Below are 17,157 nucleotides of genomic sequence, written 5' to 3'. Positions count from 1 at the left end.
ATGGCAAAGACCACCACAGCGGAGACCCCCGAGGCAATCGAAGGCGGTGATGCACCCCTGATCGACCTCAATGAGGCTTCGCTGAAAAAGCTGATCGCCCGTGCAAAGAAGCGCGGGTATATCACCTATGACCAGTTGAACGAGGCGCTGCCTCAGGATGTCATGTCGTCCGACCAGATCGAGGACATTACGTCTTCGCTGAACGAAATGGGCATCAACATCGTCGAGAATGACGAAGCCGGCGAAGATTCGGAAGATCAGCCCGCCCAGGATGAAGAGGCCGAGCCCGCCGACGCGGATGCCGATGACGGCTCTTCGGGCAATGTCGCCGAAAAGCGCAAGGAAACGATCGACCGCACGGACGATCCGGTCCGCATGTATCTGCGCGAGATGGGGGCCGTCGAGTTGTTGAGCCGCGAGGGCGAAATCGCCATCGCCAAGCGCATCGAGGCCGGCCGCGACACGATGATCTTCGGCCTGTGTGAAAGCCCGATCACGTTCAACGCGATCATCGACTGGTCCACCGCGCTCAACGAGGGCACGATGCAGCTCCGCGAGATTCTTGATCTCGATGCGATGCTCTCCAAGGATCCCGCCCCCGAAAGCCTCACCGACGACGATGAGGATGCCGATGGCGAGATTTCGGAAAAGACCGCCGGGCCATCGTTCAAGGAAGAGGAAGAGCCCGAAGAGGCTTCGGCCGATGGGGATGAAGAGGATTCCATGACCGAGCGGCGCGCGAAGCGCCCTTCGGATGACGAGGAAGAGGATAACACCCTCAGCCTGGCGCAGATGGAAGAGACGCTCAAGCCCCAGGCGCTCGAGAAATTCGCGAATATCACCTCGCTCTACAAGAAATTCTCCAAGCTCCAGGCCGCGCGTCTGGATGCGCTGGGCGTGGGCAATGATTTCGGCACCGCCGACGAGCGCAAATATCAGAAGCTGCGCGAAGAGCTGACCGCCGAGGTCGAAAGCGTCCAGTTTCATGGCGCCAAGATCGAATATCTCGTCGATCAGCTTTATTCCTACAACCGCCGCCTGACCGCACTCGGCGGCCAGATGCTGCGTCTGGCCGAGCGTCACAAGGTGCCGCGCAAGTCGTTCCTCGAGGAATATGTCAATCGCGAGCTGGATGACGGGCTGCTTGAGCGCGTCGTCAAGATCGACAAGAAATGGGCGGCCTTTGTCGCCGCTGAAGCCGATGCCGTAGACCGCATCCGTGCCGAGATCGGCGAAATCGCACAGGCGACGGGCATGTCGCTCAACGAATTCCGCCGCATCGTCAATATGGTGCAGAAGGGCGAGCGCGAAGCGCGTATCGCGAAGAAGGAGATGGTGGAAGCCAATCTCCGCCTCGTCATCTCGATCGCCAAGAAATACACGAACCGCGGCCTTCAGTTCCTGGATCTCATCCAGGAGGGCAATATCGGCCTGATGAAGGCGGTGGACAAGTTCGAATATCGCCGCGGTTACAAGTTCAGCACCTACGCGACGTGGTGGATTCGGCAGGCGATCACGCGCTCGATCGCCGATCAGGCGCGCACGATCCGCATCCCGGTGCACATGATCGAGACGATCAACAAACTGGTCCGCACGAGCCGCCAGTTCCTCCACGAGCAGGGTCGCGAGCCGACTCCGGAAGAAATGGCCGAGCGCCTGTCGATGCCGCTCGAAAAGGTCCGCAAGGTGATGAAGATCGCCAAGGAGCCGATCTCCCTCGAAACGCCGATCGGCGACGAGGAGGATTCGCATCTCGGCGATTTCATCGAAGACAAGAATGCGATCATCCCGGTGGATGCCGCGATCCAGGCCAATCTGAAGGAAACGGTCACCCGCGTCCTTGCGTCGCTCACGCCGCGCGAGGAACGGGTGCTGCGGATGCGCTTTGGCATCGGCATGAACACCGATCACACGCTTGAGGAGGTTGGCCAGCAGTTCAGCGTGACCCGCGAACGCATCCGCCAGATCGAAGCCAAGGCGCTGCGCAAGCTCAAGCACCCGAGCCGCTCACGCAAGATGCGCAGTTTCCTCGATCAATAATAACGCTTTACGCCCCGATCGTCCTTTGGCCTGTGCCGATATGAGACGATCGGGGCGATTTTGCCCCCAATTGCAAATTCTTAGCTAACGCCGGATAAACCGCGTCTTTACGCGCTTCGGTATAAGACTTGCTCCATCGGATATTTCGGACGGGCGCTGGTCGCGGTTCGCTCTTTTGGGGGCAGGCAATGCAGGTAAACACACTTCAATCGGCCCAGTCGGGCGGAATCGGCGATATGTTCGATGCGCTGGTCGAGGCCGAGGGCAGCGGCGCGCACCGGCATGTCGGCTCGGCCGAACTGCTGCGCGGATCGCACGCCACGCGCAATCTGGCCGATGCCGCACATTATCTGTGCGTGTTGCACGGCCGTCATCCCGGCGTGATCGATTTCGCCGCCACCAAGACCGCGCATCCCGCCGCCCGCGACTGGTTGATCGAAGCGGGGGACGGCTTTGCCCGCGAACGCGCCTATCTCACCAAGCTGACCGTTGCCGCAGGGCCGATTCCGAGTACGCCGGGCCAGGCCGAATGTGAATCCGCGGTCATGGGCCAGCGCCATGCACTGGAGATGCTCGCCCAGTCCGATCGCAATGGCTGCGCGCTGGGCGCTGCAATCGCGCTCGTGCTGGATTGGTCCGCGATCCGCCACGTCCTTGATCACACCGCCGAGCGTCTCGGGCTGATGATCCCGCAGGTGAAGCTGCCTGACGATCGCGAAACGCGCACCGTCGCCATGGCCGTCGCCGAAACCTCGGGCGTGGAGCGCGCCATGGCCTTTGGTGCCCAGCAAATTCTCCAGCAGCATCGCGGCCTTTGGGATATTCTCGAGGCCCGGCGCTTGGCGCGCGTCGATCTCTGAGCCAGCAACGGGCCTTGCGCCCGTCCCAGCCCGCCCCTATCGCCGTTCTTCTTGACGTGAACGGAAATGAAAAGGGCGAAACATGCGGTTTAGCGGCACTCAGGATTATGTCGCCACAGACGATCTGAAGGTTGCCGTCAATGCGGCCGTCACGCTGCGCCGCCCCCTGCTGGTGAAGGGCGAACCCGGCACCGGCAAGACCGTGCTCGCGCATGAGATCGCCAAGGCTGCGGGTGCGCCGCTGATCGAATGGAACGTGAAATCCACCACCAAGGCGCAGCAAGGCCTGTATGAATATGATGCGGTCGCCCGCCTGCGCGACGGCCAGCTCGGTGACGCGCGCGTCCACGACATCGGCAATTATATCCGCAAGGGCAAATTGTGGGAGGCATTTACCGCCCCTGTCCTCCCCGTGCTGCTGATCGACGAGATCGACAAGGCGGATATCGAATTCCCGAACGATCTGCTTCAGGAACTCGATCGCATGGAATTCCATGTCTATGAAACGCGTGAGACGGTGAAGGCGGTCGAGCGGCCGATCGTGGTGATCACGTCGAATAACGAAAAGGAATTGCCGGACGCCTTTCTGCGCCGCTGCTTCTTCCATTACATCAAATTCCCGGACCGCGAGACGATGCAGGCGATCATCGATGTGCATTTCCCCGGCATTCAGAAGATCCTCGTCAACAAGGCGATGGATATCTTCTACGAAGTCCGCGACGTTCCGGGGCTGAAGAAAAAGCCGAGCACCAGCGAATTGCTGGACTGGCTGAAACTGCTGTTGAACGAGGATATGCCGCTCGACGTGCTGCAATCGCGCGATCCGACCAAGGCGATCCCGCCGCTGCATGGCGCTCTGCTCAAGAATGAGCAGGATGTGATGCTGTTCGAGCGGCTGGCCTTCATGGCCAAGCGCCAGCAGCGCTAATCGGCATAGGCCAGTTCGAAATTGCCCCAGCGGCGACCATCGAACCATAAGGGCACGAACACGCTTTTCACTGCACGATAGCGCCCCTGCCCCAGATCCTGACGGTACGTGACCAGCATGAAATCGCCTTCATAGCGAATGGCACGCTCCGTCGCGTCGTCCATGAAGATACGCTTGTTGCGGCAATGCAGCGCGTTCCAGGCGGGATCGCCGCGCCGCTGCGGCTGGCTGGTGGAACTCATGTGCGTGGGCAGATAGGCGTTGATATCCGTGCAGGCCACGCCAAGGATGCGATCGTCCGTTCTGGCGATCCGGTCGAGGATCGGCTGGATGTAGCGATCGGCAAAGCCGTTGAACCGGTTTTCGAATTGCTGGGGATCCGATCCGGCAACCGGCACATAATCGGTGTCGAACGCATCGCGCGCATTCAGGCTGCCATCGCCAAGCGCCGCGTCGACGATCGCACGAACCTCTTCCATGGCCGCAAGGCTCATTTCGACAAAAGCGGTGTCGGCGATCCGAACACCGCTGTGCGCAAGCCGATCGAGCATATCGTTCGAAAGCAATTCAAGCCGATTGAGCCGGTCATGCGCGCTGACGAGCTGATCGCCATTATCGCGCGCGTCGCCGGCGAAGCTCGAAAGCCCCTCCTGCACCCGCGCGACGCTGACATGGATCATCCCGGTGGAGCGAGCAATGCCGTCGGTCTGCTCGTCCACCTGGCCAACGATCTCCGCCACCGCCCGCACGGTTTCGTTGATGGTGGCAAAGCCCTTTTGCGCGGCATGGCTTTTTTCCACGCCATCGTTGATTTCGGAAATCACCATCCCCGCCTCGCGTGTGAGCGAGGCCATGGTGGTGGCGATCTCGTCCGTGGCGCTGCGCGTCTCCTGCGCCAATTTCTTCACTTCGCTGGCAACCACTGCAAAGGTGCGCCCCGCATCCCCTGCGCGTTCCGCCTCGATCGTGGCGTTCAGCGCGAGCATATTGGTCTTGCGTGCGATCGCATCGATCCCGGCGGAGACGCGCTGCACCTGCTCCATCGCCGCGGCAAAGCTGGTCATATGTTCGCCCAGTCGCGATACCAGATCGGTCAACCCGCCGAAGTCTCCGACGCTGGCGTTGATCAGTTCGGCCCCGCGATCGAGCTTATGGCGCGCCTGTTCGGACAATAAGCGTGCCTCATCTGTGGAATCCGCCACGCGCCGCTGATCGGCTTCCAGCGTCGCCGTCACGCGCTCCAGTTCGGCAAGCATTTCCAGATGCTTGCCGATCCTGTCGGACACGCCTGCAATATAACCCGCCGCGTCGCTGCAGCCGACCGCGACCTGGCCGCAATTGCGCGCGACATCGTCGATGGCACTGCCGTTCGCTTCGATTGCCGCAATCGCGCTTGCCATGAAAACCCCTGGGAACAGACCTGTTGCCCGGCACCTTATGCGCCAATGGTTGAAAGCCCCTTAACCAAGACGGGATTTGGCCACTGGCGGCGCGGATGGGGCGGCGCTAAGACTTACCGATGTTCTTCAATTTTCTCGACGCGCTGCGTTCCGCCGGCATCCCCGCTTCGATGAAGGAGCATTTGGTGCTGCTGGAGGCGCTGGACCGAGACGTGATCGAGCGCCGTCCGGAGGAATTCTATTGGCTGGCGCGCGCGACATTCGTGAAGGACGAGGGACTGCTCGACCGTTTCGATCAGGTCTTCGCCAAAGTGTTCAAAGGGTTGGAGACGCGCTTTGATACCGAAACCGCGGACATTCCCGAAGAATGGCTGCGCAAGGTCGCCGAACTCTATCTGACACCCGAGCAGATGGCTGAGATCGAGAAGCTCGGATCATGGGATGAGATCATGGAGACGCTGAAAAAGCGTCTGGAGGAACAGAAGGAACGCCATCAGGGCGGCAGCAAATGGATCGGCACGGGCGGCACCTCACCCTTTGGCGCGCATGGCTATAATCCCGAAGGCGTGCGGATCGGGCAGGAAGAAGGCCGTCATGGCCGCGCGATCAAAGTGTGGGACAAGCGTGAGTTCAAGAATCTCGATTCCACCAAGGAATTGGGGACGCGCAACATCAAGATCGCGCTGCGCCGTCTGCGTCGGTTTGCGCGCGAAGGATCAGCGGACGAGCTGGATATCGACGGCACGATCGACGGCACAGCGCGGCAGGGCTGGCTGGATATCCGGATGCGCCCCGAACGGCATAATGCGGTCAAACTCCTGCTATTCCTTGATGTCGGCGGTTCGATGGATCCGCATATCAAGCTGTGCGAAGAGCTTTTCAGCGCGGCAACCAGCGAGTTCAAGAATCTGGAATTCTTCTATTTCCACAACTGTCCTTATGAAGGCGTGTGGAAAGATAATCGTCGCCGCTTTATCGAACGCACCGCGATGTGGGATTTGCTTCATAAATATGGGCATGATTACAAGCTGATCCTGATAGGAGACGCGTCCATGAGCCCTTATGAGATCACGCATCCGGGCGGCTCGGTCGAACATTTCAACGAGGAATCGGGCGCGGTGTGGATCCAGCGGATGACCACGACCTACCCCGCCGCCGCCTGGCTCAACCCGGTTTCAGAGGATCATTGGGGCTATTCGCAATCAGTGACCATCATCCGCGAACTGATGAACGACCGGATGTTTCCGTTAACCTTGAGCGGGCTTGATGACGCGATGCGGGCCTTGACCCGCAAGAATTAGCGACTCGCCAAAAGCAAGATATGGACGGGCCGGAAATCCAGATCCGGTGGCATCACTGTCCCGTCTGAAACAGGCAGAAAAAAACCCCGGCGTTAACCGGGGTTTTTTGTTTTTAGACTGGAAATCAGCCCTTGCCGCCGGCAGCGCCACCGCTACCGCCGAACAGCCAATCCCAGAAACCGCGCACAGGGCGGCTTTTCTGATTCTTCATAATCAATTCCCCTACGGCACTCGCAGACACCGGAGAATCGGGTCCGTTGCAGTAGCGGTATAACAATCCGAATCGTGGTTAACAAGATATTTACTATATTAAGCAACCATAATGGCTTTAACCGTGGGAATCAGCGCTGAAAGCTTTTCGTAAGGCATTGGTCTACCAATGAGATAGCCTTGCACACGGTCACAGCCCATCTCTTCGAGCGCGCGCAGCGTATCTTCCTTCTCGACACCTTCGGCGACGACAGTACGTCCCAGAGAATGCGCAAGAGCAATGGTGGAATTAACCATCAACTTGTCGCTCTGGCTCTTGTCCATGGCGCTGACGAAGCTCCTGTCGATCTTGATTTCCGTGGCGGGTATCTTCTTGAGATATTCCAGGGTCGAAAAACCGGTGCCATAATCATCGATCGAGATCTGGATGCCTAGAGCGCGCATGTTTTCCAGCAATTCTATCGATCGCCCGCTGCTGGTCATGGCCGCGGACTCCGTGACCTCCAGTGTCAGATGCCGCGGCTCCAGCCCGTGGCGAGCGAGGATCGACTGGATCGTCGATACCAGATCCGGATTGTCGAGCACCCGTGCCGACAAATTGACCGCCATGTCGAAATCGAGCCCGCGGCGATTGATTTCAGCCGCCACGCGAATGGCGTCGTTCAGCACATGGTTCGTCAATTTCTCGATCCGGTTGTGCTGCTCGGCCGCCAGCACGAAATCCTGCGGACTGATCTCGCCCTTTTCAGGATGCGACCAGCGCGCGAGCGCTTCGGCACCGCAGATCGCCTTGGTTTTCATATCCATTTTGGGTTGATAGGCGACCCAGATCTCACCGCCGTCGATCGCCGCATCGAGCCGGCCGAGCAATGACAGCTTCCATTCGGCATCTTGCAATTTGGCGGGATCATATTCCTTCCAGCGCGCGCCCTCCTCCACGGCTTCGTCGGCCGCCACGAGCGCGCTGCCAAGGCGGTTGGGCAATGTGCGGTCACTCGCGGTGTCAACGCCGAACGCTATGGCGAGGTCGACATGGCGCTCGCCCACGATCACCGGGCTTCTGAACAAAGCGTGCAGCGCATCGAGTTGATCGCCCAGCGATGTGGTCGGCCCGTTACTCACAAGCCAGGAGAATATGCCCTCATCGCCCTGATAGATTTTGGAGCCGTCCGCGCCCAGCGCAATCCGGCTGGCAATCTGCTCGACCAGGATGCGCTCCATATCTTGCGGCAATGTCGACGTGATTTCTGCGAAATTCTGGATGCGCGCCGCGACGAGCGAGGTGCTGGGTGCCAGCGGCGCATCCCGCAAGGCGTTGAGATTGGGCAGGCCCGAGATCGCGTTTGTGGTCGCGCCACGCTGCTTGAAGCGTGACCAGGCATACGCACTGGCAGCGATGATGAACAACAGGGTGCCCGGCACGAACTGCGCGAAGATCAGCCGGCTATCCAAGAAGAATGGCAGCCCGATCGGTAGCAGAAAGCCGAGCAGTGCCGCGAGACGGGACAGCGCGCGTTTCTTCGAAAACAGATGCAGCCCGGCCAGCAGGAACGCTGCCGCAAAGGCCGGAAACCAGCCGGGTGACACAGGAATACCCTGCTTCAGTGTCTGTGCACCGATCGCGTGAAAATACACGCCGGGCACCAAGCCACGGCCCGCCATCATATGGATATCGCCAAGCTGGTCCGAGGCGTATCCGATAATGATATCCTTGCCCCTGATCCTGTCAGGAGAGACGGTGCCGTGGATCACATCGATCGCACTGACGACCGGAATGGTCTTGACGTCGATCGACAGATCAACCGGAAAAAGGGTTTCCGCCTCACCCCGCTTGTTTGAAAACAAGGATGAGAAAGACGGATAGTCTCGGCCATCGATCTTGATGCCGAAATACATCTCCCAGACTTCGCCGAACGGATTGCGCCAGACGTTGATGTTGGCGAGTTTGGCATGGCGGGCGAATTCCGGCGCCGCGGTGACGTCCACGCGCTTCTCGGACACGGGATCGATCGAAAAGCGGACGGGAAGGATGACAGTGCCCTTGGCCTTCTTCAGGGATTCCTCAAATATCCGGTCATCTGCCGACGTCGAATAAGACGAGAATATGTAGTCGAACGCAATCCGCTTGGCCCCCATCGCGCGCAGATTATCGACCATTTGCGCGTTATAGCGGCGCGGCCAAGGCCATTTGTCGACCCCTTCCAGGCTGCGATCATCGATCCCGACCACCACTATGCTCTGATCTGCAGGATGGCTGCGCGCCACATTGCGGCCGCTGCGCCAAATGTTCTCAATCGGTTCGCCAAAGTCGATGACGCCGCAAATCAGGCCGATCAGGGTGGCCCAGATCAGGATCTTTGCCCGATTGTCCCGGACAGATTTTTTGTTCGAAAACCGGCGAAACGGCATAGGGATACTCGATGGTTCACCCCGTCTTCGCATATATTAGTTAGCAAATTGGAAACCTTGCCACGTCGCCGTGCAAGAGAGCATCCTCGCCCGATCAATAGCGCAGATAGGCTCTGCGCTCTTGTGCCCAGGCCTGCTCATCCGGCAAGGTCAGCGCGTCCAGATCGTGTGGCCGTGCAGCGGCATCGTCCACCCATTCTCTGAGCGCCGGACCACCGTTGATCACATCGATCGCCAATTTGCCCAGTTCATATTCATAGGGGAAATCGCGCCACAGTGGATAATCGGGATAAAGCGTCCTGATCGCCTTGAACGCCAGCGCCTGCAGCCGCCAGGGTTTGAAGGTGTGATGATCATAGGCCGCGCCCTCGGCATGGATCTGCACGCCGCTGCAAAGCTGGCCGACATGCTTGTGGAAGGTCGGTTCGAACCAGCATTCGCGCAAGGAACAGCCTTCCAGCCAATGCGGTGCCAGCGCGCGCATTTCACGGATCACCTGCGCCGCGTCGATATTGGGCGCACCGAACAGCTCCAATGGCCGTGTGGTCCCCCGGCCTTCCGAGAGCGTGGTGCCTTCGAGCATCACCGTGCCGGCATATGCGCGCGCCATCCAGAGATTGGGCGCATTGGGGCTGGGATTGATCCAGATGCGTTCACCCAGCGGCCAGCCATGGCCCGGCGCTGCATCGGGCGCATAGCCTTCCATCTCGATGATCCGGTAATCCACATCCAGTTTCAGCGTATCGATGAACCACAGACCCAGTTCGCCAAGCGTCAGCCCGTGGCGCATCGGCATGGCCCCGGCACCCACGAAACTCTCCCAGCCCGGCCGCAGCGTCAGTCCTTCGATCGGTCGGCCCGCCGGATTGGGGCGATCCAGCACCCAGACCGCTTTGCCATGCTGTGCCGCGGCTTCGAGGACATAACGCAGCGTGGTGATGAAGGTATAGATGCGGCAGCCCAGATCCTGCAGATCGATCAGGATCGTATCGAACGTCCCCATCATCTGCCCGCTGGGCCGACGCACTTCCCCATAAAGGCTGAACACCGGAATGCCGAGCACCGGATCGGTGAAATCGGGGGATTCCACCATATTATCCTGCTTGTCGCCGCGCAGTCCGTGCTGCGGCCCGAAGGCGGCAGTGACATTGATGCCGTGGCACGCGGCGAGCGCATCGAGCGAATGCGTCAGATCCGCCGTCACCGAAGCGGGATGGGCGAGCAAGGCAACGCGCTTGCCTTCAAGCGGGGTGCGTAGAGCGGGGTCGGCGAGCAGCCGGTCGATTCCGAATTTCATGGTGCCTTCGCTGCCGGGAGATCGAGCGCAAAGCAATCCCTGTGATGGAAATCGGGTTTGCCCGGCGGATGCGCGAGCGCCCAATAGGATTTGGTGCCGCTCTTTTCCTCGATGACGGCGGACAGGCCGAGATGCCAGATCGATGTGGCGGGTGACAGCTGGATCGTGGCGGTCAGGATCGCATTCTCCCGATTGAAATCCAGCGACGGAAAGAGCGCTGCCTCTTGCATCCCTTCGCGATAAGTTTCGAAATGATAGCCCGCCCAATCGCCCGACGGCGCGAAATTCAGCTCCTCATAGCCTTCGGTATCACCGGTCCGCACAAACGCCTCGAAACAGGTGGTTTGCCAGAGGCCATCTGTACGCACGCCCTCTCCGATCGGCGGAAAGGCGATGCCTGAAACATCGCCCGTGACTTGATATCGCAGCCGCAGGAGATTGGCAGCGTTGCGTTCGACGGTCACGCCAATGGAAATTGCACCCGCGCTTGGCGTATCGGGATGGGGTTTGAGAAACCAGCTCATCCACCTCACCTACGTCATTCCCGCGCACGCGGGAATCCCGCTTTTCCTTGAAGCATTCGAAAGGAGAAGAAGCGGGATCCCCGCTTTCGCGAGGATGACGGGATGTATGGCAGACCACACCCACCCATGCTAAGCGCCGCCGCATCATGACCGAATATTCCTCCGATCTCCTCCGCCTGCTCAGCGAGCGTGGCTATATCCACCAGATGACCGACGCAGCGGCGCTTGATGCGCTGGCGTCCAAGGAAATCGTGCCGGGCTATATCGGCTTCGATCCCACCGCATCGTCGCTGCATGTGGGCAGTCTGGTCCAGATCATGATGCTGCGTCGGCTTCAGCAGGCCGGACACAAGCCGATCGTGCTGATGGGCGGCGGCACCGGCAAGATCGGCGATCCCAGCTTCAAGGATGAAGCGCGCAAGCTGATGACCGATGACGTCATCGCGGGCAATGTGGCTTCGATCAAACGCATTTTCGAGAAATTCCTGACCTTTGGCGATGGCCCGAGCGATGCGGTGATGCTCGACAATGCCGAATGGCTCGACCGGCTGGAATACATCCCCTTCCTGCGCGAAGTGGGCCAGCATTTCTCGGTCAACCGGATGCTGAGCTTCGATTCCGTCAAGCTCCGGCTCGATCGCGAGCAATCGCTGAGCTTCCTCGAATTCAACTACATGATCCTGCAGGCCTATGATTTCCGCGAATTGTCGCAGCGCGCCGCCTGCCGTCTCCAGATGGGCGGATCGGATCAATGGGGCAATATCGTGAACGGCGTCGAACTGACGCGCCGCATGGACGGCGTGCAGGTCCACGGCCTCACCACCCCGCTCATCACCACCGCGGATGGCGGCAAGATGGGCAAGACCATGGCCGGCGCGGTCTGGCTCAATGCCGATATGCTCAGCGCATATGATTATTGGCAATTCTGGCGAAACACCCAGGATAATGATGTCGGCCGGTTCCTGCGCCTGTTCACTGATGTGCCGGTGGAAGAGATCGCCGAACTGGAAAAGGCCGAGGGCAGCGCGATCAACGATGTGAAGAAGCGCCTGGCGGACGAGGCGACGGCCATGTGTCACGGTCGGGAAGCGGCGGAGGCCGCGGCCCAGACCGCGCACAAGACTTTTACCGAAGGCGCTGCGGGCGATGATCTGCCCACGCTCTGTGTGCCTGAAGGCAGCATCAACATCGTTGATGCACTGGTCGGGCTGAACCTCGCGGCATCCAAGGGTGAGGCCCGCCGCCTGATCAAGGGGGGTGGCGCGCGCGTGGATGGTGAGAAGATTGAGGACGAGGCGCTGACCGTCACGGTCGGCGATGCCCCGGTCCGCATTTCGGCGGGCAAGAAGGCGCATGGCGTGCTCAACCGGGCATGACACCGATCCATCTCATCGGCCTGCCGACCGACCAGCATTCCTCTTACCTGCGTGGTCCTGCCAAGGCGCCAGCGCTGATCCGCGCCGCCTTGTTCAGCGATCATGGCAATCCTGCGAGCGAACGGGGGACCGAGATCGGTGTTGAGATCGATCTGATCGACGGGGGCGATCTGGCGCTGGATGAAGGCCCGGATGACGATGACCGCATCACCGGTGCCATCGCGGCCTCGATCGCGCGTGGGGCGATCCCGCTCTGCATGGGCGGCGATCATGCCGTCACCTATCCGATCCTGAAGGCGATCGCGGCGGCGCATGGCCCGGTCAACATCCTCCATTTCGATGCGCATCCCGATCTCTATGATGAACTCGATGGCAATCGCCGCTCTCATGCCTCGCCCTTTGCGCGGATCATGGAGGATGGGCTGGCCAAGCGTCTCGTTCAGGTCGGCATTCGCACCTTGAATGCGCATCAGCGCGACCAAGCGCAGCGCTTCGGCGTCGAGATTATCGAAGCGCGCTATTTCATCCCCGGCTGCGTGCCCGCCTTCGATGGCCCGCTCTACATCAGCGTGGACATGGACGGCTTCGATCCGGCCCATGCCCCCGGCGTTTCGCATCACGAACCCGGCGGGCTGACCGCGCGCGAGATCACCAATGTTCTGCTGTCGATCGAAGCGCCGATCGTCGGTGCCGATGTGGTCGAACTCAACCCCGATCGCGATATCAATGGCATGACCGCAATTCTGGCGGCGAAGATGATCAAGGAACTCGCCGCGCTCGCCACCGCGCGTCCTCATGGAAAGATTTGACGCGATCATCCTCGGCGCGGGTGCGGCGGGGATGATGGCGGCGCTCACGGCGGGCCAACGTGGCCGCCGCGTGCTGCTGCTCGATCATGCCGACAAGCCCGGCAAGAAGATCCTGATCTCCGGCGGCGGACGCTGCAATTTCACCAATGTGCATACAGCGGCCGACCGCTTCCTCTCCGCCAATCCGCATTTCGCAAAATCCGCGCTCGGCCGCTATGCGCCGCAGGATTTCATCGATCTGGTCGATCGTCACGGCATCGCCTGGCATGAAAAGACGCTGGGACAGCTTTTCTGTGACGGCTCCTCGCGCCAGATCGTCGCGATGCTCACCGACGAATGCGCGGCGGGCGGCGTCGATATCCGCGTGCAGCACGCAATAACGGCTATCTCGAAACCCGATGACTTCTCCGTTACCACGGATCGGGGCACCTTCGCGGCACCGTCACTGGTCATCGCCACCGGCGGCCCCTCCATCCCGCAGATGGGCGCGACCGGCTTCGCTTATGATGTCACGCGGCAATTCGGCCTGAAGGTGGTCGAACCCCGCCCTGCCCTCGTCCCGCTCACCCTTTCCGGCGAGGCGATGATGTTCCGTGGTCTCTCGGGCATCGCGGTCGATTCCATCGCACGCTGCGGCAAGCAATCCTTCCATGAGGCATCGCTCTTTACGCACCGTGGCCTTTCCGGCCCCGCGATCCTGCAAATCTCATCCTATTGGCGCAATGGCGAAGCCATCCTGCTCGATCTGCTGCCCGGCCGGGATGCCGCCGCAGCGTTGATCGCCGCCAAACGCGAACGCCCGCGCACGCAGATCCGCACGATCCTGGGCGAACTCCTGCCCGCCCGGCTGGCGGAACTTCTTGCCGAACCACTCGGCCTGAACGGCGAACTGGCCAATATTGCCGACAAGGCATTGGGCGCAGCCGGCGAAAGGCTCAATGGATGGCGGTTCGTGCCCAACGGATCCGAAGGCTATGCCAAGGCCGAAGTGACGGTCGGCGGCGTGGATACCGCCGGGCTGTCATCCAAGACGATGGAAGCGCGCAAAATACCGGGGCTCTATTTCATCGGAGAGGCGGTGGACGTGACCGGCTGGCTGGGCGGCTATAATTTCCAATGGGCCTGGGCGAGCGGGGTGGCCGCAGGGCAGGTGTTGTAAGCTCAAGCGATCCATTACTCCGTTTGCCCCGAGCGCAATCGAGGGACGTGGTATCACGCACCCACGTCCCTCGACTGCGCTCGGGACAAACGGTAAGGGGGAGCCCTGCTCTCCCCCATCCATCGCGCTCGCGCAACACCCCGGTGGTATTGCGCTGCACCATCTGCTATAGCCCGCCCCTTCGCCGGGAATCGCTTGCCGAACGGCGCCCCAAAATTGGAATTCAGATGCCCTTTTCTTCGTTGCCCGCCGCTGTTGGCGAGGCGCTGGCCGAACGTGGTTATGCCGCCCCCACTGACGTTCAGGCCGCTATCATCGTTCCCGAAACCGCCGGTCGCGATCTGCTCGTGTCCGCCCAGACCGGCTCCGGCAAGACGGTCGCTTATGGCCTCGCCATGGTTGCCGAACTGCTGGGTGGTGAAGAACGCTTCGGTTTCGCCCGCGAACCACTCGCACTGATCATCGCGCCGACCCGCGAGCTCGCGATGCAGGTGCAGCGCGAACTCGCCTGGCTTTATGGCAAGGCCGGCGGCCGCGTCGCATCCTGCGTCGGCGGCATGAACGTCCGCCAGGAACAGCGGGCGCTTCAGAGCGGCGCGCATATCGTGGTCGGCACGCCGGGTCGTCTGCGCGATCATCTCGAACGCGGCAGCCTCATCACCAGTGGCCTCAAGGTCGTGGTGCTCGACGAAGCCGATGAGATGCTCGATCTGGGTTTCCGCGAGGATATCGAGGAAATTCTCGACGTCACGCCGGCGGATCGCCGCACGCTGCTGTTCTCGGCCACCATCCCCAAGCCGATCGCCAATCTGGCCAAAACCTATCAGAAAGATGCGTTGCGCATCGCCACCGCATCCGCCGGCAAGGCCCATGCCGATATCGAATATCGCGCGATTGCCGTCGCACCGGCCGATATCGAACATGCCGTGGTCAACACGCTGCGTTTCTATGAAGCCAATGGCGCGATGGTCTTCTGCGCCACGCGCGAGAACGTCCGCCGTCTTCATGCCAGCCTGGTCGAGCGTGGTTTTTCTGCGGTCGCATTGTCGGGCGAACTCAGCCAGAATGAGCGCACCCATGCGCTGCAGGCGTTGCGTGACCGCCGCGCGCGTGTGTGCGTGGCGACTGATGTCGCCGCGCGCGGCATCGATCTGCCCGATCTCGGGCTGGTGGTGCACGCCGAAATTCCGATCGACGCCGAAACGCTGCAGCATCGCTCTGGCCGCACCGGCCGCGCGGGCCGCAAGGGCATTTGCGTGATGATCGTCCCTTATTCGCGACGCCGCCGCGCCGAAGGGATGCTGCGGTCCAACAATGTCAACGCGCAATGGGTGGAAGCGCCCACGCCCGAGGATATCCGCGCCAAGGATCAGGAGCGTCTGCTCGAGACGATCACACCCGGCGAAGCGATGGAAGAGGATCTGGTGGTCGCCCGCCAGCTTCTCGAGCGTCACAGCGCCGAGGAAATCGCCGCCGCGCTCGTCCGTTCCGCGCGTCAGCGTCTGCCCGAGCCCGAGGATCTCTTCACCAGTGGTGCCGACGAACGTCCCGCCAAGATGGAAGGTCCACGCCCCGGCTTTGAAGACACCGTATGGTTTCGCATGAATGTCGGCCGCAATAATGGCAATGCCGATGCGCGCTGGATCCTGCCCCTGCTGTGCCGTCGCGGTCATATCACCAAGAGCGAGATCGGCGCGATCCGCATCGGGGACCGCGAAACCCTGTTCCAGATTCCGCGCGGCGTCGCCGATCGCTTCAATCAGGCGTTGAAGAAAACGGCATCGCCCGAGGATGACGTGGCGATCGAGGCTGCCGGCGATGCGCCGCCCCCCGTCCAGGGTGGGCGTCGTCGTCCCAATGGCCCCAATAATGGTCCGAGCAACGGCCCGCCGCGCAACAAATATGCGCCCAAGCCCTATCGCAAGACCAATGATCGGCATCGCCGCCCTTGATCATATGGGTCGATGGTGACGCCTGCCCGGTCAAGGACGAGATCTATCGTGTAGCAGGGCGTTATGCGGTGCCGGTGAAGCTGGTTACCAACAGCTTTATCCGGATTCCGCAAGATCCGCTGATCGAGCGTATCTTGGTCAGCGACGGATTCGACGCCGCGGATGACTGGATCGCGGAGCGCGCGGATGACCGCAGCATCGTGATCACCGCCGATATCCTGCTGGCGGATCGCTGCATCAAGGCGGGCGCGACGGTGCTTGGCTCCAATGGCCGTCCGTTCGACGCGGCCTCGATCGGCGCGGCCGTGGCAACCCGCGCGCTCATGGCCGATCTGCGCGCCATGGATCAGGTGCGCGGCGGCCCGGCACCTTTCTCCAAGACCGATCGCTCGCGCTTCCTCTCCGCGCTGGATCTGGCGATCGTGAAGATGAAGCGGTTACCGCCGCGTTAAGCACAGATCTTAGCGCTTTCCGGTGCCTCATGCGGCTATGGTAACGCACCGGGAAATTTGGGGATTTGCTTTTCTTGAGCACGCTGGCCAGCCATATTCACAGCATCGATCAGCGACGCGCTGAGCGCAGCGACGTCTTTTATCCCACGCAGATGCGCCGCAAATCGCCACCCTTCGGGGATTCGGTGGCCGCCAATCTCGTGAACATCTCGCGCCTGGGATTCATGGCGCGCGTCATGCTCGATGCGATGGATGGCAAATTGGTGTCGATCGATCTGCCGGGGATTGGCGAATTGAAGGCACGCCAGGTCTGGTCGATGGAAAACACGATCGGTGGGGAGTTTCTCAATCCGATCGACCCGGCGGTCTATGAAGGACTACTGGAAATTCTGGCTGAATCCTCCGAACCCCGTTCGGACTAAGCCCTAACGGCCTTTGGT

14 protein-coding genes are annotated in these 17,157 nt (G+C 61.0%); 10 read left to right on the top strand and 4 right to left on the bottom strand.

Annotation, left to right across the window (positions count from 1 at the left end; genetic code table 11):
* The 3 genes from rpoD (at position 1) to FHS49_RS16150 (ending at position 3,828) form a co-directional block, all read left to right on the top strand.
* The gene (gene rpoD / locus FHS49_RS16160; protein ID WP_184020518.1) at positions 1-2,040 is read left to right on the top strand and encodes an RNA polymerase sigma factor RpoD; all 2,040 of its coding nucleotides are present in this window, start codon (positions 1-3) and stop codon (positions 2,038-2,040) included.
* Between the two features lie 188 nt (positions 2,041-2,228).
* The gene (locus FHS49_RS16155; RefSeq protein ID WP_184020516.1) at positions 2,229-2,900 is read left to right on the top strand and encodes a DUF6975 family protein; all 672 of its coding nucleotides are present in this window, start codon (positions 2,229-2,231) and stop codon (positions 2,898-2,900) included.
* Positions 2,901-2,982: 82 nt separating this feature from the next.
* Positions 2,983-3,828 (top strand): AAA family ATPase, encoded by an 846-nt coding sequence (locus tag FHS49_RS16150; RefSeq protein WP_184020514.1) that lies wholly within the window; start codon positions 2,983-2,985, stop codon positions 3,826-3,828.
* Here the strand turns inward: FHS49_RS16150 and FHS49_RS16145 are convergent.
* The gene (locus FHS49_RS16145) at positions 3,825-5,228 is read right to left on the bottom strand and encodes a methyl-accepting chemotaxis protein (protein ID WP_184020512.1); all 1,404 of its coding nucleotides are present in this window, start codon (positions 5,226-5,228) and stop codon (positions 3,825-3,827) included. The two genes, FHS49_RS16150 and FHS49_RS16145, sit on opposite strands and share 4 nt — an antisense overlap.
* A 119-nt stretch (positions 5,229-5,347) precedes the next feature.
* On the opposite strand from FHS49_RS16145, the gene FHS49_RS16140 reads away from it, so the two are divergent.
* On the top strand, positions 5,348-6,529 hold the full coding sequence (locus tag FHS49_RS16140) for a vWA domain-containing protein (protein ID WP_184020510.1): 1,182 nt from the start codon (positions 5,348-5,350) through the stop codon (positions 6,527-6,529).
* A 309-nt stretch (positions 6,530-6,838) separates the two neighbouring features.
* Here the strand turns inward: FHS49_RS16140 and FHS49_RS16135 are convergent, their stop codons facing one another.
* The 3 genes from FHS49_RS16135 to FHS49_RS16125 all read right to left on the bottom strand — a co-directional run bounded on the left by FHS49_RS16135 (position 6,839) and on the right by FHS49_RS16125 (position 10,969).
* Complete coding sequence (locus tag FHS49_RS16135; protein WP_184020508.1) at positions 6,839-9,148, bottom strand: EAL domain-containing protein; 2,310 nt, start codon at positions 9,146-9,148, stop codon at positions 6,839-6,841.
* 94 nt (positions 9,149-9,242) lie between these two features.
* Positions 9,243-10,445, bottom strand: coding sequence for an exo-beta-N-acetylmuramidase NamZ family protein (locus tag FHS49_RS16130; RefSeq protein ID WP_184020506.1), 1,203 nt, complete (start codon positions 10,443-10,445; stop codon positions 9,243-9,245).
* Positions 10,442-10,969 carry a DOMON-like domain-containing protein gene (locus FHS49_RS16125; protein ID WP_184020504.1) on the bottom strand — a complete coding sequence of 176 codons (528 nt, stop codon included), beginning with the start codon at positions 10,967-10,969 and terminating at the stop codon, positions 10,442-10,444. Before FHS49_RS16125 ends, FHS49_RS16130 begins: the two co-directional genes overlap by 4 nt.
* 146 nt (positions 10,970-11,115) lie before the next feature.
* On the opposite strand from FHS49_RS16125, the gene tyrS reads away from it, so the two are divergent.
* The 6 genes from tyrS to FHS49_RS16095 all read left to right on the top strand — a co-directional run bounded on the left by tyrS (position 11,116) and on the right by FHS49_RS16095 (position 17,139).
* The gene (gene tyrS, locus FHS49_RS16120) at positions 11,116-12,345 is read left to right on the top strand and encodes a tyrosine--tRNA ligase (protein ID WP_184020502.1); all 1,230 of its coding nucleotides are present in this window, start codon (positions 11,116-11,118) and stop codon (positions 12,343-12,345) included.
* The gene (locus tag FHS49_RS16115; protein WP_184020500.1) at positions 12,342-13,154 is read left to right on the top strand and encodes an agmatinase family protein; all 813 of its coding nucleotides are present in this window, start codon (positions 12,342-12,344) and stop codon (positions 13,152-13,154) included. Before tyrS ends, FHS49_RS16115 begins: the two co-directional genes overlap by 4 nt.
* Positions 13,141-14,313, top strand: coding sequence for a BaiN/RdsA family NAD(P)/FAD-dependent oxidoreductase (locus tag FHS49_RS16110; protein WP_184020498.1), 1,173 nt, complete (start codon positions 13,141-13,143; stop codon positions 14,311-14,313). Before FHS49_RS16115 ends, FHS49_RS16110 begins: the two co-directional genes overlap by 14 nt.
* A 227-nt stretch (positions 14,314-14,540) precedes the next feature.
* Entirely contained in the window at positions 14,541-16,265 is a 1,725-nt protein-coding gene (locus FHS49_RS16105; RefSeq protein ID WP_184020496.1) for a DEAD/DEAH box helicase, read from the top strand.
* A complete protein-coding gene (locus FHS49_RS16100; protein WP_184020494.1) occupies positions 16,262-16,717 on the top strand; it encodes a YaiI/YqxD family protein in 456 nt (151 codons plus the stop codon). Before FHS49_RS16105 ends, FHS49_RS16100 begins: the two co-directional genes overlap by 4 nt.
* Before the next feature lie 74 nt (positions 16,718-16,791).
* Positions 16,792-17,139: a PilZ domain-containing protein gene (locus FHS49_RS16095; protein ID WP_184020492.1), complete on the top strand. Its 348-nt coding sequence runs from the start codon at positions 16,792-16,794 to the stop codon at positions 17,137-17,139.
* Positions 17,140-17,157: the final 18 nt, after the last annotated feature.

The sequence above is a fragment of the Sphingobium boeckii genome (assembly GCF_014199215.1).
In the GTDB taxonomy this organism is placed as follows: Bacteria; Pseudomonadota; Alphaproteobacteria; order Sphingomonadales; family Sphingomonadaceae; genus Sphingobium_A; species Sphingobium_A boeckii.
The sequence above is the reverse complement of the archived record's forward strand: the minus strand, read 5'-3'. Positions and strand labels throughout refer to the sequence as shown.